The sequence below is a fragment of the Roseobacter sp. YIN89 genome, assembly GCF_057219365.1.
In genome coordinates this window covers 1,063,217-1,083,853 of sequence record NZ_JBXVVD010000001.1, presented here as the reverse complement: position 1 = coordinate 1,083,853, position 20,637 = coordinate 1,063,217, and the positions used below count along the sequence as shown (strand labels likewise).

At 57.1% G+C, this 20,637-nt stretch carries 21 protein-coding genes; 13 read left to right on the top strand and 8 right to left on the bottom strand.

Annotated elements, in window-relative coordinates; genetic code table 11:
* Nucleotides 1–50 precede the first annotated feature (50 nt).
* The 5 genes from AC2D8V_RS05395 to AC2D8V_RS05375 all read left to right on the top strand — a co-directional run bounded on the left by AC2D8V_RS05395 (nt 51) and on the right by AC2D8V_RS05375 (nt 6,069).
* Nucleotides 51–1,385, top strand: coding sequence for a glutamine synthetase family protein (locus AC2D8V_RS05395; RefSeq protein ID WP_484732487.1), 1,335 nt, complete (start codon nt 51–53; stop codon nt 1,383–1,385).
* A 3-nt stretch (nt 1,386–1,388) separates the two neighbouring features.
* Nucleotides 1,389–2,066 (top strand): type 1 glutamine amidotransferase, encoded by a 678-nt coding sequence (locus AC2D8V_RS05390; protein ID WP_484732486.1) that lies wholly within the window; start codon nt 1,389–1,391, stop codon nt 2,064–2,066.
* Nucleotides 2,066–3,424 carry a glutamine synthetase family protein gene (locus tag AC2D8V_RS05385; RefSeq protein WP_484732485.1) on the top strand — a complete coding sequence of 453 codons (1,359 nt, stop codon included), beginning with the start codon at nt 2,066–2,068 and terminating at the stop codon, nt 3,422–3,424. Before AC2D8V_RS05390 ends, AC2D8V_RS05385 begins: the two co-directional genes overlap by 1 nt.
* Before the next feature lie 65 nt (nt 3,425–3,489).
* On the top strand, nt 3,490–4,794 hold the full coding sequence (locus AC2D8V_RS05380) for an NAD(P)/FAD-dependent oxidoreductase (RefSeq protein ID WP_484732484.1): 1,305 nt from the start codon (nt 3,490–3,492) through the stop codon (nt 4,792–4,794).
* A gap of 81 nt (nt 4,795–4,875) precedes the next feature.
* Nucleotides 4,876–6,069: a DegT/DnrJ/EryC1/StrS family aminotransferase gene (locus AC2D8V_RS05375; RefSeq protein WP_484732483.1), complete on the top strand. Its 1,194-nt coding sequence runs from the start codon at nt 4,876–4,878 to the stop codon at nt 6,067–6,069.
* Between the two features lies 1 nt (nt 6,070).
* Here the strand turns inward: AC2D8V_RS05375 and phaR are convergent, their stop codons facing one another.
* From phaR to AC2D8V_RS05360, 3 genes are all read right to left on the bottom strand, one after another.
* Entirely contained in the window at nt 6,071–6,631 is a 561-nt protein-coding gene (phaR, locus tag AC2D8V_RS05370; RefSeq protein ID WP_484732482.1) for a polyhydroxyalkanoate synthesis repressor PhaR, read from the bottom strand.
* Nucleotides 6,632–6,767: 136 nt separating this feature from the next.
* Nucleotides 6,768–7,217, bottom strand: coding sequence for a phasin family protein (locus AC2D8V_RS05365; RefSeq protein WP_484732481.1), 450 nt, complete (start codon nt 7,215–7,217; stop codon nt 6,768–6,770).
* 141 nt (nt 7,218–7,358) lie between these two features.
* On the bottom strand, nt 7,359–9,164 hold the full coding sequence (locus AC2D8V_RS05360) for a PHA/PHB synthase family protein (RefSeq protein ID WP_484732480.1): 1,806 nt from the start codon (nt 9,162–9,164) through the stop codon (nt 7,359–7,361).
* A 116-nt stretch (nt 9,165–9,280) separates the two neighbouring features.
* Between AC2D8V_RS05360 and phaZ the strand changes: the two genes are divergently transcribed.
* Nucleotides 9,281–10,597 (top strand): polyhydroxyalkanoate depolymerase, encoded by a 1,317-nt coding sequence (gene phaZ / locus AC2D8V_RS05355; RefSeq protein ID WP_484732479.1) that lies wholly within the window; start codon nt 9,281–9,283, stop codon nt 10,595–10,597.
* A 2-nt stretch (nt 10,598–10,599) separates the two neighbouring features.
* Here phaZ and AC2D8V_RS05350 read toward each other — a convergent pair whose 3' ends face one another.
* From AC2D8V_RS05350 to AC2D8V_RS05335, 4 genes are all read right to left on the bottom strand, one after another.
* Nucleotides 10,600–11,310 carry an alpha/beta fold hydrolase gene (locus AC2D8V_RS05350; protein ID WP_484732478.1) on the bottom strand — a complete coding sequence of 237 codons (711 nt, stop codon included), beginning with the start codon at nt 11,308–11,310 and terminating at the stop codon, nt 10,600–10,602.
* A gap of 85 nt (nt 11,311–11,395) precedes the next feature.
* Nucleotides 11,396–12,220 (bottom strand): substrate-binding periplasmic protein, encoded by an 825-nt coding sequence (locus AC2D8V_RS05345; protein ID WP_484732477.1) that lies wholly within the window; start codon nt 12,218–12,220, stop codon nt 11,396–11,398.
* Complete coding sequence (locus tag AC2D8V_RS05340) at nt 12,217–13,284, bottom strand: hypothetical protein (RefSeq protein WP_484732476.1); 1,068 nt, start codon at nt 13,282–13,284, stop codon at nt 12,217–12,219. The genes AC2D8V_RS05345 and AC2D8V_RS05340 overlap by 4 nt, the downstream gene beginning before the upstream one ends.
* 174 nt (nt 13,285–13,458) lie before the next feature.
* Nucleotides 13,459–14,217 (bottom strand): alpha/beta fold hydrolase, encoded by a 759-nt coding sequence (locus AC2D8V_RS05335; protein ID WP_484732475.1) that lies wholly within the window; start codon nt 14,215–14,217, stop codon nt 13,459–13,461.
* A gap of 116 nt (nt 14,218–14,333) precedes the next feature.
* Between AC2D8V_RS05335 and AC2D8V_RS05330 the strand changes: the two genes are divergently transcribed.
* A complete protein-coding gene (locus tag AC2D8V_RS05330; protein WP_484732474.1) occupies nt 14,334–15,092 on the top strand; it encodes an ArsR/SmtB family transcription factor in 759 nt (252 codons plus the stop codon).
* 2 nt (nt 15,093–15,094) lie between these two features.
* Nucleotides 15,095–15,514, top strand: coding sequence for an MAPEG family protein (locus AC2D8V_RS05325; protein WP_484732473.1), 420 nt, complete (start codon nt 15,095–15,097; stop codon nt 15,512–15,514).
* Here the strand turns inward: AC2D8V_RS05325 and AC2D8V_RS05320 are convergent.
* Nucleotides 15,511–15,756, bottom strand: a complete 246-nt coding sequence (locus tag AC2D8V_RS05320; RefSeq protein ID WP_484732472.1) for a hypothetical protein — start codon at nt 15,754–15,756, stop codon at nt 15,511–15,513. The two genes, AC2D8V_RS05325 and AC2D8V_RS05320, sit on opposite strands and share 4 nt — an antisense overlap.
* 192 nt (nt 15,757–15,948) lie before the next feature.
* On the opposite strand from AC2D8V_RS05320, the gene thrS reads away from it, so the two are divergent.
* The 5 genes from thrS to AC2D8V_RS05295 all read left to right on the top strand — a co-directional run bounded on the left by thrS (nt 15,949) and on the right by AC2D8V_RS05295 (nt 20,634).
* Nucleotides 15,949–17,895 (top strand): threonine--tRNA ligase, encoded by a 1,947-nt coding sequence (thrS, locus tag AC2D8V_RS05315; RefSeq protein WP_484732471.1) that lies wholly within the window; start codon nt 15,949–15,951, stop codon nt 17,893–17,895.
* A 204-nt stretch (nt 17,896–18,099) separates the two neighbouring features.
* Nucleotides 18,100–18,402 (top strand): BufA1 family periplasmic bufferin-type metallophore, encoded by a 303-nt coding sequence (locus AC2D8V_RS05310; RefSeq protein ID WP_484732470.1) that lies wholly within the window; start codon nt 18,100–18,102, stop codon nt 18,400–18,402.
* An 83-nt stretch (nt 18,403–18,485) separates the two neighbouring features.
* Nucleotides 18,486–19,340, top strand: a complete 855-nt coding sequence (gene bufB / locus AC2D8V_RS05305; RefSeq protein WP_484732469.1) for an MNIO family bufferin maturase — start codon at nt 18,486–18,488, stop codon at nt 19,338–19,340.
* Nucleotides 19,337–20,089 (top strand): HvfC/BufC family peptide modification chaperone, encoded by a 753-nt coding sequence (locus AC2D8V_RS05300; RefSeq protein ID WP_484732468.1) that lies wholly within the window; start codon nt 19,337–19,339, stop codon nt 20,087–20,089. Before bufB ends, AC2D8V_RS05300 begins: the two co-directional genes overlap by 4 nt.
* On the top strand, nt 20,086–20,634 hold the full coding sequence (locus AC2D8V_RS05295) for a DoxX family protein (RefSeq protein ID WP_484732467.1): 549 nt from the start codon (nt 20,086–20,088) through the stop codon (nt 20,632–20,634). The genes AC2D8V_RS05300 and AC2D8V_RS05295 overlap by 4 nt, the downstream gene beginning before the upstream one ends.
* Nucleotides 20,635–20,637 lie beyond the last annotated feature (3 nt).

Genomic DNA, 20,637 nt, shown 5'->3' with positions numbered 1-20,637 from the left:
ACGATATCGCCGCACGCCCGCGGTGACGGCGCTCCCGGCTCTGGTGATTTATGAAAAACTGGCTTCGCAAGAACCCACAGGTCCGCACTATCCGTGTGGCCGCCGCTGACCTGAACGGACAGGCCCGTGGCAAACGCATGCCTTCCCGTTTTGCCGAAAAAGTGGTCGAAGACGGCACACGCTTTCCGATGTCAGTTCTAAACCTCGATATCTGGGGGGAAGATATCGACGACAGTCCCTTGGTTTACGAAACCGGAGACAGGGACGGCGTTTTGAAACCAACAGAACGCGGTTTCATGCCAATGCCTTGGCTGGACGCACCCACAGCTCTTTTGCCGATCTGGATGTTCCACGAAGACGGGCGCCCTTATGACGGCGATCCACGGCATGCTCTGAGGGCCGTGCTCGACCGCTACAAGGCACGTGGCTTGACGCCTGTATGTGCTGTCGAGTTGGAATTCTTCCTGATCGACGACTCCGGTCGCAAACTTCAGGTTCCCCCCTCGCCGCGATCCGGCAAGCGTCGCGTCGCCGGAGAAATTCTCAGCCTGCGCGCTCTCGACCAGTTCGACACCTTTTTCACCGATCTTTACGACGCCTGCGAAGAAATGGACATTCCGGCAGATACGTCGATTTCAGAGGCGGGTTTGGGTCAATTCGAAATCAACCTGATGCATTGCGACGATGCCCTGCGCGCAGCTGACGATGCTTGGCTGTTCAAGATGCTGGTCAAAGGCATGGCGCGAAAACACGGCTTTGCCGCCAGTTTCATGGCAAAACCCTATGCGGATTACGCGGGCTCCGGGCTGCACATGCATTTCTCTGTGCTCGATAAAAATGGCAAAAATGTCTTTGACGACGGGAGCGAAAAAGGCACTGGCGTCTTGCGTCATGCCGTGGCGGGATGCCTTGCGGCCATGCCCGGTTCAGCGCTCGTCTTTGCCCCGCACGCCAACAGTTTTGACCGGATGGTGCCGGGAAGCCACGCGCCCACGGGCATCTGCTGGGCATATGAAAACCGCACTTCCGCAATCCGTATCCCGTCAGGTAACCCGGTCGCTCGTCGGATCGAACACCGTGTCGCGGGCGGTGATGTGAACCCCTACCTTGTGGTGGCTGCCATTCTTGGTGCAGCACTGAATGGAATCGAAGACGGAAAAGAACCGCCCTCGCCCATCACAGGCAACGCGTACACACATGAGCTGCCGCAAATCCCCGCCACCTGGCAAGAAGCCATCGACGCCTTCGCAGACAGCGCGGAGGTCGCACGGATATTTCCAGCCGAGCTAATCCGAAACTTCGTGCTCACAAAAAAGCAGGAACTGCACTACATGCAGGAACTGGATGCTTCGGAACAGGTGACGATCTATCTGGACACGGTGTAAGCAATGAAGATCGGCATACTAAATACAGGCCACCCGCCTGAGGGCCTGGATCACGCAGGTACCTATGACCGCTATTTCGCGCGATTGCTCGACGGTCACGGTTTTACGTTCAAGGGCTGGAACGTGGTTGATGGCGACTTTCCCGACAGCATCCACGATGCCGATGGCTGGCTGATCACTGGCTCGCGGCACGGTGCTTACGAACCGCATGAATGGATCCCACCGCTGGAGCAGTTAATCCGAGATTGCTATGCCGCCGGCATTCCGATGATCGGCGTGTGCTTTGGCCACCAGGTGATCGCGCAGGCTATGGGGGGGCGGGTCGAGAAGTTCGCAGGTGGCTGGTCTGTGGGTCTGACAGAGTACGACATGAACGGGCGGACCTATGCCATCAACGCATGGCATCAGGATCAGGTGGTTGAAAAGCCGGACAACGCCGAAGTGATCGCAGAGACGGATTTTTGCGCCAACGCCGGATTGCTATACGACGATCGCATCTGGACGATCCAACCACACCCGGAATACGATTCCGACTTTATCAAGGGCCTGATGGAAAAGCGGGGAAAAGGTGTTGTGCCGGAGCACCTGATGCAAGAAGCCTCTGGAAAGCTGGACGCGCCGACCGATCGAATGGAAGTAGCGTCGATCATGGCGGCGTTTTTTAAGAAAGAGAGGGCCTGATGGCCGATTGGACACAGAACCTGCCTGCTGCCGCACAAGTCTACCTGGAAGGGCGCAGGCTCGACGAGGTGGAATGTATCATCGCCGACCTGCCCGGCATCGCGCGGGGCAAGGCCGTGCCCGCGTCAAAATTTGCCCGGCAGGATTACTTTCACCTGCCCGACAGCATCTTTTACCAGACCATTACTGGCGACTGGGGCGAAGCGGCGGGGGAAGACGGGTTCATCGAAAAGGACATGATCCTCAAACCCGACATGACCACCGCAACTGCCGCACCGTGGACTGGTGACTGGACTCTTCAAGTCATACACGATGCTTTTAATCGAGACGGCGAGCCGGTGCCGTTCAGCCCGCGCAACGTGCTGAAAAGGGTTTGCCAGCTCTACCGTGACAAGGGATGGGAGCCGGTTGTGGCCCCCGAGATGGAATTCTTTCTGGTGGCCCGGAATATTGATCCCGCCCATGACATCGAGCCAATGATGGGCCGTTCGGGTCGCCCGGCTGCAGCACGGCAGGCCTATTCGATGACCGCGGTAGACGAGTTTGGCCCTGTCATTGATGACATCTATGATTTCGCCGAAGCCCAAGGTTTTGAGATTGACGGAATAACACAGGAAGGCGGCGCCGGTCAGCTTGAAATCAACCTGCGCCACGGTGACCCTGTCAAGTTGGCCGATGAGGTCTTTTACTTCAAACGCCTGATCCGCGAGGCAGCGCTGCGCCACGATTGCTTTGCAACCTTTATGGCAAAACCGATTGCCAACGAGCCCGGCTCTGCGATGCATATCCACCACTCTGTGCTGGATGCAAAGACCGGGCGCAATCTGTTCTCAGACGAGGACGAGGCCGAAACGCCCGAATTTGCCCATTTCATATCCGGCTTGCAGCGTCATATGCCCTCTGCGCTCGCGGTGATCGCGCCATACGTCAACAGTTACCGGCGCTACGTTAAGGATCACGCGGCGCCCATCAATCTGGAGTGGGGGCGCGACAACCGCACCACTGGCATCCGTATCCCTTTGTCGAGTGCTGCTGCACGGCGTGTGGAAAACCGGCTGGCCGGAATGGACTGTAATCCGTACCTCGGGATCGCCGCGAGCCTTGCGTGCGGGTATCTTGGGCTGACCGAGGCGCAGGAGCCACAGGCCGAATTCAAGGGCGATGCCTATGACGGCGACGGAGACATTCCCCGCGTTCTGGGGTCGGCTCTTGATCTGTTTGAAGAGGCACATGGTTTACATGACGTGCTTGGGCCGGAGTTTGCCCGTGTCTATTCCATCGTGAAACGGGCAGAATATGACGAATTCCTGCAAGTCATCTCACCTTGGGAGCGTGAACACCTGCTGCTCAACGTGTGAGCGGATTGCGCCTGCGGGACGCTCCGCGGGGAGTTTATTTGGCAAAGTGAAAGAGCACGTACGCTATGGATCTTCTCTATGCGAATGATACAGCCGGGGCATATCCAAAGAGCTGGTATGCCACTACCGCGCAGACGCTGGCACCGTTTGCCCCTCTGGCCGGCACACAGCGTGCGGATGTCTGTGTCATTGGTGGTGGCTACACGGGGCTGTCTGCAGCGTTGCATCTTGCGCAAGCAGGGCGGCGGGTCATTTTGCTGGAAGCGCAACGGGTCGGTTTTGGCGCGTCGGGACGCAATGGTGGACAACTCGGGTCTGGGCAGCGGGTCGATCAGATCAGCCTCGAAAGCCTGGTGGGTCGTGATCAGGCCCGCGCCCTATGGGCGCTCGGCGAGGACGCCAAAGCGCTGGTCAAAGATCTGATTGCTACGCATGAGATCGAGTGCCATCTCAAATCAGGTGTTGCCTGGACAGGTTCGCGGCCTGCCGAAGTAACCTGGATGCACGATTATGCGGCGCATCTGTCACGTGTTTACGGGTACGGAAACCTTGAAGTTTTGGACGCCGCCGCCTGCCAGACGTTGTGCCCCTCGCCGGCGTATCGGGGCGGTATGGTGGACTGGGGCGCGGGGCATCTGCATCCGCTGGCCTATGCGCTCGGGCTTGCGCGCGCGGCACGGGATGCCGGCGTGCAGATCTACGAGCAGACACGCGTCACCGCGTTGACGGAAGGGACGCCGAATGTGGTCAGCACCGAGAACGGTACAGTACACGCATCTCATATTGTTCTGGCCTGTAACGGATATCTGTCCGGTCTGGCGCCATCGGTCACTGCCCGTGTCATGCCGATCAATAACTTCATCATCGCGACCGAGCCATTGGGCGCGCGCGCGCAGGATGTTCTGACCAAAGACGTTGCCGTTGCCGACAGCAAGTTCGTCGTCAATTACTTTCGACTTTCGCACGACGGACGTCTGCTTTTTGGCGGGGGAGAGAGCTATGGGTATCGCTTTCCGGCTGATATCGAGAGAGTTGTGCGCAAGCCGATGCACGCGGTCTTTCCGCATCTGAAGGACGTCCGGATTGATTATGCTTGGGGCGGCACCCTCGGGATTACGATGAAACGCTTCCCGTATCTTGCGCGTCTTGCACCGGGCATCCTGTCGGCCTCGGGCTATTCGGGCCACGGTGTGGGGACGGCCACTCATGCGGGATATCTCATGGCACGCGCAATCGAGGGTGACGGCGATGGGTTTGACACGATGAGCGCCATACCGACCCCTGCCTTCCCCGGTGGTGGCGCGCTGAGGACACCGTTGCTGATCCTTGCGATGACGTGGTACGCGCTTCGCGACCGCCTGGGCTTTTAGAGCAGCGTCACAAATCTTTAACTTGGCGATTGCCGTTCTCTGATTTACATTTTCAACAATCCACATTAAGGAATGCTGAAAATGACCCTGCCAGACATGCATGCCGCCGAACCCATTCCGGATGCCGCCCGCGCCGAGGTCGAGCGTCTGCTTTTAAGTGGTGACCTGTTTCGCTACACCGCAGACAGGGATGCCCCCGTCAGCCTGCTGGAAGCCGAATTCGCCGCCCTCATGGGCAGCCGATACGCCTTGGCTGTGTCCTCTTGTTCGGCCGCGCTGTTCCTGTCGCTCAAGGCCCTCGACCTGCCTGACAGGGCGCGGGTGCTGATCCCTGGGTTTACATTCGCAGCGGTTCCATCCGCGGTGGTTCACGCCGGATATGATCCGGTACTTTGCGAAGTTGGCCAAAACTACCGGATTGATCTGGCTGATTTCGAGGCGCGTCTGCACGACGACATCGACGCCGTCATTATCAGCCACATGCGCGGCCACACCTCGGACATGGATGCGATCATGAAGCTGTGCGATGCGGCGCGCGTCCCGGTCATAGAAGACGCAGCGCACTCGCTTGGGACACTTTGGCGCGGACGCAAGATTGGCACGATCGGAAAGGTTGGCTGCTTTTCATTCCAGTCCTACAAGATGGTTAATGCCGGTGAAGGTGGCATAATGATCACTGATGATGCCGATTTGGTGGCTCGGGCGATTATCATGTCCGGCGCCTATGAGCACAATTGGCGCAAGCACCCGGTGCTGCACGACGCCTTTGCAAAATGGCAAAACAAGCTGCCGCTTTACAATCTGCGGCTCAACAATCTTTCGGCAGCGCTAATCAGACCACAACTCGACGCCCTACCACAACGCGTACGGCAGGGATTACGCAACCACGATTACGTGGCAGACAGGTTGAACGCGTCGCCGTTTCTGGATGTGCCGCAACCATTACAGGGCGAAGAGCGCGCTCCAGACAGCATCCAGTTCAACCTTGTCGGTCTTAGTGACGCTGAAACCGACACGTTTGTCCGTCTGGCGGAAAACGCCGGGGTCAAGGTACAGGTATTTGGTGCCAGTGCGGACAATGCACGCGCGTTCTGGAACTGGCAGTTCATCAAAAACATTCCCCAGTTGCCACAGACCCGAGCCATGCTGGCAAGGGCCTGCGACGTGCGCCTGCCCGTGCGCTTGACCATGCCGGAACTAGATGCCGTCACAGACGTGCTGCTGACCGCGATTGCGCAAGCAACGCCAGAAAGTGCAGCATCGGCAGTCGCCTAGCTTATTTCAGTTTGGATAGCTTGTCTTGCAGCTCGGCCAGCTGTTGCTTGATCTCGTCGAGATCTTCGCCCTTTTCGGCGCTCTCGCTTTCGGCCTCTTCCTGACCGTGCCAGCCGGATGATCCCGCGAGTCCGCCGGTCATTGCCTTCATGAACGCCTTTTGCTGCGCTTGCATCAGCTCAAAGCCCGGCATTTTTGCCATCGGGTTTATTGCTGTCATCTGATCCATCATCTGGCTTTGCCCATTGCGGAGCATTTCAAACGACGCTTGCAGGAACTGCGGCACAACACTGCCGCCAGGTGTCATATAGCTACGGACGAGGTCATTCAGCACATCAACCGGCAAAACACTTTCGCCGCGGCTTTCATGCTCCGCTATGATTTGCAGCAGGTACTGCCGCGTCAGGTCGTCACCCGATTTCAGATCAACGATCTGGACCTCGCGACCTTCACGAATAAACCCCGCGATGTCCTCCAAGGTAACGTAGTCGCTGGTCTCGGTATTGTAGAGCCGACGGCTGGCGTAGCGTTTGATCAGCAATGGTTTTTGTTGTTCCGCCACCGATGGTCTCCTTCAAGTCTCGCGCTGCACTGCAGCTTAGGGCAGGCGCTGACAAAAAGAAAGGGCGAGCTTTATACAAGCTCGCCCGTCATCATTGCACCGTACAGGGAGGAATGGGTGCAAATCAGTATTTCGATTACTTCGCAGTCGCGGCTTTCTTAACAGCTGCTGTCGCGTCGTTTGTCGCTTTCTTAACAGCTGCAGTCGCGTCTTCGCTGATGTCTTTGCCAGCGGCCATCATCAGTTCGATGGTGTCCATCTGTGCTTTCTTCGCGATTTCCGCGTAGGCAGCCATGTGCTCAGCAGCAGATTCGGAGTATGCGGAAGCAAAGTCGGTTACCGCTTTTGCGTAGTCGGCTGGCTCGGATTTCGCTTTGGACATTTCTGCCAGTTTCGCGAATGTTTCCTGTGCCCACTTGCTCGAGATGTCGGTGGATTTCTCTGCCGCTGTCAGCGCTACGCCGGACAGTTTCTCGTTCAGGGTTGCAGAAGTTTTGAATGCATCTTCAAAAGCAGCTGTGTCCACTGGGAACGAACCCATTACGTCTTTGAACATTGCTGTCATGTCTGGTGTCGCTTTAGCCATTGTACTGTTCCTCTTGTCGCTTGTCCGGAATACCCGGGGTTTCTTGCGTCTGAGAAATATATACATGCCGCACCGCAGCATTTCAAGTTTTTTCTGCACTGCAGCAAAAGAATTTACTGCGGTGCAGAATTGACTTGGAAATCAGAGAGTTGCCTTCTTGGCTACGTAAGTTCCCGGTGCATCACACAGCACCGGATGTTCCGAATCGCCTGGCGTGCGGGCTGGAATCTTCCGGCCGGACCGCTTTTTCAGCCAATCGCCCCATCTCGGCCACCAAGACCCCTCGTGGAATTCGGCGCCACCCAGCCAGCCATCGTGATCGCCGGACATGTCGTCATTCGTATAGTGGCCATATTTATTGCGCGTCGGCGGATTCACGATACCAGCGATATGGCCCGATTGCGTCATGATGAATGTCTTGTCTTTTGATCCCATCTGCTGAACGCCGCGGTAGCTGTCTTTCCAAGCAGCAATATGATCTGTCTCGCAGGCTACAGCGCACAACGGGACATCGACTTCGGAAAGCTTCAGCTTGTGGCCCAAAAGCTCAAAACCGCCATCGGCCAACTCGTTGCGCTGGCACAGACCGCGCAGGTACTCTATCGCCATCTTGCCCGGCAGGTTTGCACCATCGCCATTCCAGTACAAAAGATCGAAGGCGGGGGGCGTCTCCCCCATCATGTAGCTCTTGATTGCCGGACCGTAAATCAGATCGTTGGACCGGAGGAACGAAAAGGTCCGCGCCATGATCACGGAGGGCAGTAAACCCTTTTCTTCGATTTCCGCCTCGATGCCGTCAATAAAATCATTTGTCAGGAACGGCGCAAACTCACCCTGATCCGAGAAATCCGTCAGAGCGGTAAAGAAAGTGGCCGATTTAATCGACTTGTCTTTGCGCTGTTTGAGAAGGGAAAGAGCAAGTGCAAGCGTAGTGCCCGCAATACAATACCCGACCGCATTGACCTGCTTTTCGCCAGTCAACTTCTTTACTTCGTCAATCGCCGCGAGGTAGCCATCGTCAAGATAGTCGCCCATGCCGATCTCGCGATAAGTCGGATCGGGGTTTACCCACGACACGATGAAGACTGTGTGGCCTTCATCTACCAACCATTTGATAAGCGAGTTCTGCTCCTTTAGATCGAGAATGTAGTACTTGTTGATCCAAGGCGGAAAGATCACTAACGGGGTCTTGTAGACTTCCTCGGTTGTCGGTGTGTATTGCACCAGTTCCATCATCTTGTTGCGAAAGACGACCTTGCCCGGTGTTGTCGCGATATTGCGTCCGAGTTCAAAGGCATTTTCATCCGCCAGTTTGACAACCATTTCGCCTTTGTTTGCCTCAAGGTCGCTGATCAGGTTTTCAAGGCCCTGCACGAGACTCTGACCGTCGGTTGCGACCGCACGTTCAAGAGCGTCAGGATTTGTTGCCAGAAAGTTGGTCGGCGACATCATGTCGATGATCTGCCGCGCAAAATAGTTCAGCCTGTTCTTTTCCAACGGCTCAAGGTCGCTCACGTCTTCAACGGCCTGCGTCAGTGCTTGCGCATTGATCAGGTATTGCTGTTTGACGAAATTGAAAAACGGATGTGTGTCCCACAGCGGGTTGGCAAAACGGCGGTCTTTCGGCCCCGCGTTTTCCGGTGCAGCGAACTTGCCCTTTGCCAGGACTTGCTGAGCTTCGATGAAATGCTTCATCGTTTCTGACCAGTAAGACATCTGGTGCTCAAAGACTTTCGCGGGGTTAGACATGGCCTCGGCCCAGTAAGCCTGGGTCGCCCTGCCAAACAATTCTTGATTCGGGCCGTCCAGCGCTGGGTTATGCCCCTGCCGGTTCACAAGCACCTTTTGCAAACGTTCTGAAAGTTCTTCGACTTTCTTAAGGTTCTGCGTCATTCGTTCAAGAGATTCACCAGACGGAACGATGTCGGCGTCACTTTTGGTTGTCATAACGAACATTCCCTTCTATGTTTGCAGGTGCAGCATTTACGTCGTTGGCTTTCAGGGGGCGATGCGACTGACTGTCTCGGGCTTGGCCCGAGCATTGAGACGAAGGAGACCCCTAGATGCGGTACATGCTCACCTATGACCTGATGGAAACGGTCCGAAACACGAACCAATGGCTCGGCGCTTCCGCTCTGGCTATGGGATCATACCCTGCTTTTGCCTTGGTTCCAAACCCTGCCTTTGCCTGGATGACAGCCTGGGGCGAAGTGACGGAACGTACCTTTCAGCGCATGGTCGTCAAACCGGATTGGAACATTCCGCCCGTCCCGTCGATGGACGGTCAAGACCACGTCGTGACGACTGAAATAGTCGTGGAACGCGACTTTGGCGACTTGTTGCACTTCGTCGTTGCCGACCGTCCGGTGCCAAAACGCAAAGTGCTCCTTGTGGCCCCCATGTCAGGACACTACTCGACCCTTTTACGCTCTACCGTGATCAGTCTGCTGCCGGACGCCGACCTGTATATCACCGACTGGCACAATGCGCGGGATATCCCGGTCAGTGCGGGAAAGTTCGACATCGAGGATTACACACTTTATCTGGTCGATTTCATGCGCGAACTGGGGCCCGATACCCATGTTATCGCCGTCTGCCAGCCGGCACCTTTGGCACTTGCAGCGACTGCGTATCTGGCCGAGGAAGACCCCGAAGCGCAACCCCGCAGCCTTACTCTGATCGGTGGTCCGGTGAATCCGGATGCCACGCCGACCGACGTGACCGACTTTGGCCGCCGCGTCACGATGGGGCAGCTTGAGGAAATGATGATCCAGCGGGTCGGTTTCAAATACCCGGGCGTTGGCCGAATGGTCTATCCCGGACTGCTGCAGTTGACGTCATTCATTTCAATGAATCTGGAAACGCACGCCAAAGCATTTACAAACCAGATCACCCGCGTGGCGCAAGGCGAAGCGGCCGAGCACGACAAGCACAACAAATTCTACGACGAGTACCTCGCCGTTATGGATATGACGGCAGAATTCTACCTGTCGACGGTGGAACGCATCTTCAAAAAGCTGGAAATTGCCAAAAACGAGTTCGTTGTCGCCGGAAAGAAGGTCGACATTGGCAAAATCACAACTGTTGCCGTCAAAACGGTTGAAGGATCGAAAGACGACATTTCCGCACCCGGACAATGCGTTGCCGCGCTGGATTTGTGCACCGGCCTTCCCGATGACAAGAAGGCCAACCACCTCGAAGAAGGTGCAGGGCACTACGGCATCTTCGCGGGCAAAAGCTGGCGGAAAAACATCCGCCCCCTTGTGCTGGACTTTATTGATGCCAACAGCGGTCCACGCGACAAGGCCGCCGCCAAGCCCGAGCCATCGAAATCCAAACCAAAGGCGCGCAAGGCCGCCAACAGGAATTCAGCGGCCTGACTTCAGCGCAGAACGTACGGCTGCCCGAGCCACCGTCGCAGCGCGTCGGTGACAGCTTCGGGCTGCTCAAGCGTTGGCAGATGCCCTGCCCCGTCCAAAACCCGCAAGGTCGCATGAGGAATCAATTCCGCCATGAATTCGTGCCGCCGCACTGGACACAGCGCATCATGAACCCCACACAGTACCAAGGTCGGAATCTTGCACTTGCGCAGTGTTGACTGTTGATCAGGCCGCCTTTGCAGCGCCCGCGACTGGCGCACAAAGATCTCTGGCCCCAGAGTACGCGCCATTTCCATGACCAGATCCAGAACATCGGCCCGCCGCGGACCGGGCGCGAGGTAATTCGGCTTCATTTCTTCGCGCATCACATCCAGCATGCGCCCCGATCTGGCAGCGACGATCTGCGGCTCGCGGGAGGCGGCGACCTGTGGCGTTTCAGCAAGCGGGTTGGTGTCCATCAAGGCAAGGCGCGTAACGCGATCGGGTGCACGACGCAGCACTTCCATGGCGACAATACCCCCCATGCTGAGCCCACCAAGCGCAAATTTGGCAGGTAACTGCTCTAGCAGTTGCGCCGCGATATCCTCGACACACTCTGCCTGCGTGATCGGAGCGACCATGACAGCGGTATCAGACGACAACGCGTCGATCTGAGGTCCGAACAATCGCGCATCGCACATCATGCCGGGGAGAAGAACCAGAGGTTCGGGCATCGCCGGGACCTTTTCAAAACTAAATGATTTGCCTGTGGCCGCATCTAAACGCGCCCACCCCCGGTCGGCAAGACCGCAAAACTGGTCAGCGCGCGCGCAGGCTCAAGTCTTCCCAAAACCTTTCAACATGACGCGCCACGAGAGCCTGATAGGCCCCCGACTGCTTCATCCCGGCAAGACCTGCATTGACGCGGTAAATCAACGTGGTCGCCCGCCAATGCGATCTTGACACTGCGACGTGCAGTGACTGGCTGCCCAGCGGTCTTGGCAGCGGAACAACCGTTTCGGTGAGGTTCTGATCAAACAGGGCCTGAACGCCCGAAAACTCATCAGCGATCACCGCATCCACCCGCGCGCCAAGCAAAAGTGAAAAGCACTCTTCCAACGTGCGCGCGCGGCGGATTTCCCCCAAGACATTCTCGACGACACCAATCCCCGCATTGTTCCCGTATGTACGGTCTGCGGGTTCCGCCAGACAAAGTCGTTTACCAACAAGGTCTGCAGGCGTGTCGAATGTAATTTCCCGATCATGGTATGCAAAAAGCCGCCAGATAATCTCGACTATGGGATCAGAGTAATGAAACGCACCGCATGGCAATTCCGTCGCTTCAGACCGGCATGGCGGACGTGGCACCGGCAAGGCCAGTTCGGCACGATGCTGGTGAACCAGTTCCAGCGGGGCGGAACGCTCGCGCGTCCATAAGATGCGCACATCTTCATCTGGCGCTTGAAGCGCAAGGGCATTGCGCACAACAGCGGTTGCCAGACCCTGTTCCGGCCAGTCCTGAGCAGCAAGAGGTGCACCTGCGTCAGCTACGGCGACGGATATGTCTGCTGTAGATGGCGATGCCGCCGCGCCCAGCCAAAGCGCCAAGCTTAATTTAGCAAAATTGCGCGCACAGCGGGTCATGATCCGGCCCAGTGGGTGTTAAGATGACGCTGCAGGATCGCGCGCGCCGCACCCGTATCCCGCAGCATTTCCAATCCCGCGTTCACCTCATTAATCGCCGCTACACTCTCGGCCGACTGGACATCTGCCGCTGCATGCAACGACACAATCCCCAGCGGTGAGCGGTGGAGGGCTACGATGTCTGTCTCGGCGTCCAGACCGCGCAAGGCCGCTTGCCCTGTGAACTCGTTCAACACCACGCCATCAACGTCGCCGCGCTGTAACGCGCGCATACACGCCAAGGCGCTTGGTGGCTGGGTCAGGGAAACATGGCCACCAGAGAGCCAGTCACGGCCCTGTGCATCAAGCATGAACAGGGGCCACCCTGAAGGGCGGCAGAGCCGGTAGCCGTGCATATCACGGGGGTCGGCCATAGGTATCGGGCGGTCCTTGTGCACATAAACCACCATCAACGCTTCGAACAGCGGCGCACTATACACGCGCGAATTGCAAAGCGTCATTTCTGCCGGATCGGCACAGGACATGCGCAAGGCCGGCACGTGCAAGGTAATCGTATCCGAGACGGGGACGGACGTGGCAGATGGCGAGGGCACTTTGTTCACAACGCGCAAGGGGCTCTCGGGCGCGGATGCTGACAGCGCAGATCGCACCAAATCGATCAACAAGCCACCGCCGGGCAGCGCGCCCCCGGAAAAAGGAGCCATATCCGGCACAACGACCAGTTTTACAGTGGCGGTGCCAGATGCGGCTGTGTTTTCTGCTTCCGCCGGCCTTGGCGGTCGCAGACTACTGCTGACCACCGCATCAACGCTCGCCCCCTCGCCCGCTGCGCAAGGCAGCTCAATCACTGTGCCATGCAGGATCGTGTCGGGGTCATCCCCGATGACATCTCGGTTCGCAGCGAAAATCTGCGACCACAAAAACCCATTCTGGTATTCTGCTTCGGCGATGCGGGAAAGACTGTCACCCGGCACGATCTCATACGCTCGGGGGCAGCCCTGTGCCCAAGCCGCCTGTGACAAAGTCAGCCATACGACGCTGACGAGCGTCAGCACACGGATCATCATTTCTCACCCCAAAGCAGATGACGCGGTGCACCATGCCTGACCAAATAGGCAGGTCAACAGATTTTCTATATGTTGTGGATAAACACCAGGTGAACCACCATATCCTCGCGCCATACGGGAAATGTTGGCGTAAATGGCGTAGGGTTGGGCCGTCGGACTCTCTGCGATGGCCTAGCGGGTCGAGGCGATTCTGCGGACTTCTTCCACCGCATCTTCGATCAGCCCAAGACAGGGACCATCGGAAAACCGGTGATCAGCATCCTTGACCAGCAACAGGCGCATGTCCGGACAATCTGCATGGGCCAGCAACCGGGTGGCAGTTTCCGTACTGACGGCGGTGTCGGCTGTGCCCTGAAGGCAGCGCACCGCGAAGGGCAGTGACAAAGGCGAACGAAGCACAAGGTTTTCCCGGCCATCTTCGATCATGCGCATAGAGATCACATAGGGCTCCATGTAGTCGGACGGGATTTCGACCCTGCCGTTACGGGCAATGTCTTCCTTTTGGGCTTGTGTAAAACTGGCCCAGTATCCGTCCTCTGTGAAATCGGGGGCTGCTGCGATAGTGACCATCCCGGCTATCCGTTCTGGCATGTGCCGTGCCAGCAGCAAGGCCTGCCATCCGCCCATCGACGACCCTACTGGCAGAATGGGTCCATCAATCAGCCCAGAGATCAGCGCACGGGTATCCTCAGACCAGTCCCCAATGCTGCCGTCCTCGAAGCGGCCAGAGGACAGACCGTGGCCAGAATAATCAAACCGCAGGTATTGGTACCCGCGGGATTGCGCCCAAGTTTCGAGATGTACCGCCTTTGTACCATCCATGTCTGATTTCAAACCACTGAGAAAGACGATGCACGGACCCTCGCCAGCAGTGTGATGATACGCGATACGACGCCCGTTTGGGGTCTCAAAAAAGGATGGTTTGGTCATGGCAATCTCCCTCTGCGCCCGATGATGCGTCAGCAAGCCCTTGATGTAAAACAGGAATCAACATCTTTTATGTTACCATATTGTCACGTGACTATTTGGTAACTTATAAAAGCCTCATGGATTCGCTTTTCAAAGCCTTGGCAGACCCGACGCGCCGTATGATGCTGGACAGTTTACGCGCAACTCCGGGTCAAAGCCTGCAAGACCTCGCCGAGCAATGCGAGATGACGCGCTTTGGCGTGATGAAACATCTGGCTGTTCTTGAAGAAGCGAACCTGATCGTCGCCCATAAAAAGGGACGCTTCAAATTTCACTACCTAAACGCCCTGCCCTTGCAGGAAGCGATAGACCGCTGGGTCGGGCCACTGCTCGAACAAACAGCGGCTCGAGCGGTGCTTGACCTGAAATCCAACCTTGAAGGAGCACACAAAATGTCCAAACCCGATTTCATGATGCAGACCTATATTCACTGCACGCAAGACGCGCTTTGGCACGCCTTGACTGATGCCGATGCAAACGCGGCCTATAACTTTGTCGTTGGCAGTTGCACGCGAGAAGGCAACAGCCTGACACTCAAGTTCCCGGACGGTAGCCCGATGCTGATCCTAACGGAAACCAACCTCACGCCCAAGACCCGGATCGAAAGCACGTTCGAGCCGCATTGGGCGGGCCCGGATGTACCTCTCGAGGCATCAAGGTTTGTCTACATTATCGAACCTCAGGGCGAAAACTGCCTGCTAACGGTGGAGCATTACGACATTCCAGCCGGGCAAGAAGGCGTCGCAGACGGATGGCACAGAACAATCGCCGGCCTCAAGACTTGGCTGGAAACAGGCAAAAGCGTTCGATTTGCTGATCCTGCGATGGAGGCTTGATCATGGCCGCGCCTCTTCCTGCTGAAATGGCAGTCGTGGTCGTGCTGGCCCTTTTCGCCGCCTCTTTGTGGATTCCTTATATCGTCGGTGTAAACATACATCCGCAGCCGGGTGTCGACCCGTTTGAACGCCCTGCCGATCTGTCCGGCTTCCCGCAATGGGTGCACCGCGCCCATCGTGCCCACCTCAACCTGCTGGAACAGTTGTTGCCATTTGCAATTCTGGTCCTGATTGCACAGCAGTTGGACGCGTTCTCTCCGCTGACCTACTGGGCGTCGATTGGCTTTTTGGTGCTCAGAGTGGCACACGCCATCGGCATGATCTCGGGACATGCGAGGTTTCCCGCACGGCCGATCCTTTTCACCGGCGGATGGGTGTGCTGCCTTCTGATGGGGTATGCTGCGCTGACGTCGGGAACTTAACCGCCGACGTAAGGCGCGTTCAAAGGCCTGTAGAAAGTTTTTTGGTTATGCAACCGGCCCAGCAACTCTTCGTTTTCGCGCTGATCTCCTTCGATCACCCGGACCGATTCCATATCGGCCGGGTTTTCGTCCGACAATGCACGTCGCATTTTGCACAACTCACGCGACCTCGCCCGCAGCGCCTCTTCGATCAAATCCACGTCGTGAATGCTCAGTTCAAAGGTTTTGTTGTAGCGTGGCATGCGTGATCCCCAATATCATGTGTTTCCGATACGAAACATGTCGGATTTAACACACGGATTGTCGCAGTCAACGTATTCTTGGGTATACATTGCGGCATTGCTTGACACCGCACGGCCTTGGCGCCATTGAGCTTCCGTCCATACCCGCAACCGGGCGTCTCGTAGGCGCCAAACCGACGAGGAGTGCCACCAATGGCCCATATCTCTCTCATTTTTCCCGATGGTAACGCGCGCGAATTCGATGCCGGCGTCACTGCTGGCGATGTCGCGGCAAGTATCTCCACCTCGCTGCGCAAAAAGGCAATTTCCGCAACAGTGAATGGCCAGCACTATGATTTGGCGTGGCCGATCACCGAAAATGCAAGCATCGCCATTCACACCATGGCCGACGAAGAGCAGGCCAACGAACTCGTGCGGCACGATCTTGCGCATATCATGGCCCGCGCTGTGCAGGAAATCTGGCCAGACACCAAGGTCACCATCGGGCCTGTGATCAAGGATGGCTGGTATTATGACTTTGACCGGGCTGAACCCTTCACTCCCGAAGATCTGGGCCAGATCGAGAAAAAGATGAAGGAAATCATCAACAAGCGTGACCCCGTAACAACCGAGGTCTGGGATCGCGCGCGCGCGATCAAGCACTACGAAGACAACAACGAACCCTACAAGGTTGAATTGATCGACGCCATTCCGGGTGACGAGCCTTTGCGCATGTACTGGCACGGCGACTGGCAGGATCTGTGCCGCGGACCGCATCTGCAGCACACAGGACAGGTGCCTGGCGATGCCTTCAAGCTGATGTCGATTGCCGGCGCCTACTGGCGCGGCGACAGCAGTCGCGCGATGCTGCAACGCATCTACGGCGTCGCGTTTACCGGCAAGGAAAAGCTCAAGGCGCACCTGCATATGCTGGAAGAAGCCGCCAAGCGGGATCACCGCAAGCTGGGGCGCGAGATGGACCTGTTTCACATGCAGGAAGAAGCGCCAGGTCAGGTATTTTGGCACCCCAACGGCTGGCGCATCTATACTGAACTGCAGGACTACATGCGTCGCCAGCAACGCAAAGGCGGCTACGTCGAGGTCAACACCCCGCAGGTCGTCGACCGCAAGTTATGGGAAGAGTCCGGCCATTGGGATAAGTATCAGGAACATATGTTCATCGTCGAAGTGGACGAGGAACACGCGCGCGAAAAGGCCGTGAACGCGCTGAAGCCGATGAACTGCCCCTGCCATGTTCAGATCTTCAATCAGGGCCTCAAATCATACCGTGACCTGCCGCTGCGCATGGCAGAGTTCGGATCGTGCAACCGTTACGAGCCATCCGGTGCCCTGCATGGGATAATGCGGGTGCGCGGCTTTACCCAGGATGACGGTCACATCTTTTGTTCCGAAGATCAGATTGAATCGGAAACCGCCGTCTACATCGAATTCCTTTCGAATATCTACAAAGACCTCGGGTTTGAGAACTTCAAGGTGAAGTTCTCTGACCGTCCCGAAACCCGCGCCGGATCGGACGAAGTATGGGACAAAGCAGAACACGCCCTTTTGTCTGCCACGCGCAAAGCGGGGATTGAGCCTGAACTGAACCCTGGTGAAGGCGCATTTTACGGTCCCAAGCTGGAATTTGTCCTGACCGATGCGATCGGACGCGACTGGCAATGTGGCACACACCAAGTCGATTTTGTCTTGCCGGAAAGGCTGGACGCCACCTTTATCGGTGCGGACGGTGGCAAGCATCGACCGGTTATGCTGCACCGGGCCACTCTTGGTTCTTTCGAACGGTTCATCGGCATTCTGATCGAAGAACACGCAGGCAAGCTGCCATTCTGGCTTGCGCCGCGACAGGTGGTTGTGGCTTCGATCATCTCTGACGCCAATGATTACGTTGACGAAGTCGTCGCTCAACTGAAGGCTGCGGGTATCCGCGCCGAGGCCGACAATCGCAACGAAAAGATCAACTACAAGGTTCGCGAACACTCGGTGGGCAAGGTGCCAGTTATTCTCGCAGTCGGCGCCCGCGAAGTCGAAGAGCGCACGGTCACTTTACGTCGGCTGGGCGAGAAACGAACAAACGTAGAGCCGCTGGATGCTGTAACAGAAGCGTTAAGCCGCGAGGCAACGCCCCCTGACCTGCTGTAACAAAGCAGCACAAATCCTACGGAAATTCGAAAGAAACGGGCGTGATTGTAATAATTCGCCCGTTTTTTCGTGCGTTTGTGACGTCTGGAGCCGCGAATTCTGACACGGATGTGACACACAGGCTCGTGAATGGTAACCTGCGCAGTCTTTGGTACAACTGTCAGCGTCAATGGCCGAAAGGTCCGTTAAAAAGGGAATGTACACATGTCCACAACAATGAAATCCGTCGCAATCGCAAGCGCAGTTGCTGCTGCATTCGCGGCCCATTCCACTCCTGCAGAAGCTGCTGCCAAGGAAAAATGCTATGGTGTTTCTCTGGCTGGTGCCAACGATTGTGCCGCGGGCCCAGGCACGACATGCGCGGGCACATCCACCGTTGACTATCAGGGTAACGCCTGGACACTGGTCGACAAAGGGACCTGCACAGAGATTGAATTGCCTGCAATGGCAGACGGCACACCGCGCGAAGGCTCTCTGGAAGAGCTGGAACGTGATCTGCCTGCATAAGCGTATCCAACGCACTACCCGGCGGCAAAAGCCGCCGGGCCACACTCTTGTTTTCGGCTGACCGCAATATTCCGGAGAGCCCCATGCTAGACGCTTCGCGCCCTTTCGACCGCCTGCCCAATGCGCCGGGCGTCGGTTATAAACCACAACACTTCAGCGAACTATTGTCCGAACCGGGCCCAGTCGCGTGGGTCGAAGTGCACGCTGAGAACTATATGGGTGATGGCGGGCGGCCACATGCGCAACTGGCCGTGCTGCAAGAGAAATTTGCGCTGTCTATACACGGTGTCGGACTCAGCATTGGCGGCGAGGGCGCGTTGGATCGCGACCACTTGAAGCGTTTGGGCGCGTTGGTCAGCCGGACCGAGGCTGCCAGTTTTTCTGAGCATCTGGCATGGTCCACGCACGGCGCCGAATTTCTCAATGATCTGCTGCCGCTGCCCTATACAAATGGTACGCTGGCGCGCGTTGCCGATCACATTGACCAAGTACAGACGGCAATTGGTCGTAAGATGCTGCTGGAAAACCCGTCAAGCTATCTGGCCTTTGCGGAAAGCACGTGGTCCGAGACCGATTTTCTGGCGGAACTGGTCCGGCGCACCGGGTGCGGCCTGCTTCTGGACGTGAACAACGTCTTTGTTTCGGCAACCAATCTTGGCTATTCGCCCCACGGTTATATCGACGCCTACCCGCTGGACGCGGTGGGCGAAATCCACGTTGGCGGCCATGACGAAGACAGCGACGATCATGGTGCAACATTGTTGATCGACAGCCACGGCAAACCCGTGGTCGATCCGGTCTGGTCCCTGCTGGACCACACGCTTAAACTTGGTGGTCCGCGCCCCGTTCTGGTCGAATGGGATACTGACGTGCCGCCTTGGCCGGTTCTGCGCGCCGAAGCCGAACGCGCCGCCGCAGCATTGCAGCCCACAACATGACAGTCTCGCAAAGCGACTTTCGTGCAGCCTTGCTGGACGCAAAACTCCCGGTTCCGGATGGGCTGCGCGACAGCAATGACGCACCGGCCGGCGCGCGATTTTCGGTGTATCGCAACAACGTAATCCTGTCGCTTACCGAAGCACTGGAATCCGCGTTTCCGCTCGTACGCAAGCTGCTCGGTGCTGAGACCTTTGCCCGCTTGGCTGGCCTTTATGTACGTGCGCATCCACCCAGTTCACCGCTGATGATGTTCTACGGCGAGGCCTTGCCGGATTTTCTAGACGACTTTAAGCCGCTTGAACACATCGGTTACCTCGCGGACTGCGCGCGCCTCGATCTTGCGCAGCGCCAGTCGTACCACGCCGCGGATAGCACACCATTCGACCCGGCCCCTCTGATGGGTGAGAATGCCGAGCAATTTCAGATAGCCCTTGCGCCGGCAGTGCGCATTTTACGCTCCGCTTGGCCGCTCTACGATCTCTGGCGCTATAACATGCAGCCGGACGCGCCAAAACCGCAGCCAACATCACAAGACGTTCTGGTAACCCGTCCGGAATTTGACCCACAGGTTCACCTGCTTCCGTCAGGCGCTGCGGCCTGGCTCGAAGCGCTGTCAGAAGGGCAAGAGCTGGGCGCGGCGGTCAACACCGCTTTGGCCACACACCCCGATTTTGACCTGACCGCGTCACTTGGCCTTGCGCTCGGGGCCGCCGCATTTTCCGACGAAAAGACAAAGGACTACGCATGATCTCTCTTTACCATTCAATATTCGACCGCCTGTCGCGCGCTGACTGGGTTCTGTCGACGACCGCGCGCCTTGTCTTTGCCGGAACGCTTTTGATGTACTTCTGGGTCTCTGGCCTGACCAAACTGGGTGACGGCGTTATGGGCCTCTTTCAGCCTTCTGTCGGCGCTTATGCGCAAATCTTTCCAAAAGCGATGGAAGCGGTTGTCTATGACACATCGCAACTGTCTCTGTTCCACTGGGCGGTCGTTGTCGCCGGCACTTGGGCCGAGTTCATTTTGCCTGCGTTCATCGTGCTGGGGTTGCTGACCCGATTGTCTGCGCTCGGCATGATCGGTTTCGTGATCGTACAGTCGCTCACTGATCTAATCGGTCACGGCGGCTTTGAGCATAAGGAAACCTACGGCGCTTGGTTTGACCGTTTTCCTGACAGCACGATTATGGACCAGCGCGCGTTCTGGATATTCCTTTTGCTCGTGCTGGTCATCAAAGGTGCTGGCCCCTTGTCACTGGACGCCGCGCTCCGGCGTCGAACCGACCCGGCATAAGCG

Excerpts from the sequence above, each read along its gene's own strand:
- AC2D8V_RS05340 (WP_484732476.1), bottom strand. The coding sequence starts at position 13,284 with ATGATCCGTGTGCTGACGCTCGTCAGCGTCGTATGGCTGACTTTGTCA.
- AC2D8V_RS05345 (WP_484732477.1), bottom strand. The coding sequence starts at position 12,220 with ATGACCCGCTGTGCGCGCAATTTTGCTAAATTAAGCTTGGCGCTTTGG.
- AC2D8V_RS05385 (WP_484732485.1), top strand. The coding sequence starts at position 2,066 with ATGGCCGATTGGACACAGAACCTGCCTGCTGCCGCACAAGTCTACCTG.
- AC2D8V_RS05360 (WP_484732480.1), bottom strand. The coding sequence starts at position 9,164 with ATGACAACCAAAAGTGACGCCGACATCGTTCCGTCTGGTGAATCTCTT.
- AC2D8V_RS05330 (WP_484732474.1), top strand. The coding sequence starts at position 14,334 with ATGGATTCGCTTTTCAAAGCCTTGGCAGACCCGACGCGCCGTATGATG.
- AC2D8V_RS05365 (WP_484732481.1), bottom strand. The coding sequence starts at position 7,217 with ATGGCTAAAGCGACACCAGACATGACAGCAATGTTCAAAGACGTAATG.
- AC2D8V_RS05350 (WP_484732478.1), bottom strand. The coding sequence starts at position 11,310 with ATGCCCGAACCTCTGGTTCTTCTCCCCGGCATGATGTGCGATGCGCGA.
- AC2D8V_RS05300 (WP_484732468.1), top strand. The coding sequence starts at position 19,337 with ATGACAGTCTCGCAAAGCGACTTTCGTGCAGCCTTGCTGGACGCAAAA.
- phaZ (WP_484732479.1), top strand. The coding sequence starts at position 9,281 with ATGCGGTACATGCTCACCTATGACCTGATGGAAACGGTCCGAAACACG.
- AC2D8V_RS05380 (WP_484732484.1), top strand. The coding sequence starts at position 3,490 with ATGGATCTTCTCTATGCGAATGATACAGCCGGGGCATATCCAAAGAGC.
- AC2D8V_RS05335 (WP_484732475.1), bottom strand. The coding sequence starts at position 14,217 with ATGACCAAACCATCCTTTTTTGAGACCCCAAACGGGCGTCGTATCGCG.
- AC2D8V_RS05295 (WP_484732467.1), top strand. The coding sequence starts at position 20,086 with ATGATCTCTCTTTACCATTCAATATTCGACCGCCTGTCGCGCGCTGAC.
- bufB (WP_484732469.1), top strand. The coding sequence starts at position 18,486 with ATGCTAGACGCTTCGCGCCCTTTCGACCGCCTGCCCAATGCGCCGGGC.
- AC2D8V_RS05390 (WP_484732486.1), top strand. The coding sequence starts at position 1,389 with ATGAAGATCGGCATACTAAATACAGGCCACCCGCCTGAGGGCCTGGAT.
- thrS (WP_484732471.1), top strand. The coding sequence starts at position 15,949 with ATGGCCCATATCTCTCTCATTTTTCCCGATGGTAACGCGCGCGAATTC.
- AC2D8V_RS05310 (WP_484732470.1), top strand. The coding sequence starts at position 18,100 with ATGTCCACAACAATGAAATCCGTCGCAATCGCAAGCGCAGTTGCTGCT.
- AC2D8V_RS05325 (WP_484732473.1), top strand. The coding sequence starts at position 15,095 with ATGGCCGCGCCTCTTCCTGCTGAAATGGCAGTCGTGGTCGTGCTGGCC.
- AC2D8V_RS05320 (WP_484732472.1), bottom strand. The coding sequence starts at position 15,756 with ATGCCACGCTACAACAAAACCTTTGAACTGAGCATTCACGACGTGGAT.
- AC2D8V_RS05395 (WP_484732487.1), top strand. The coding sequence starts at position 51 with ATGAAAAACTGGCTTCGCAAGAACCCACAGGTCCGCACTATCCGTGTG.
- AC2D8V_RS05375 (WP_484732483.1), top strand. The coding sequence starts at position 4,876 with ATGACCCTGCCAGACATGCATGCCGCCGAACCCATTCCGGATGCCGCC.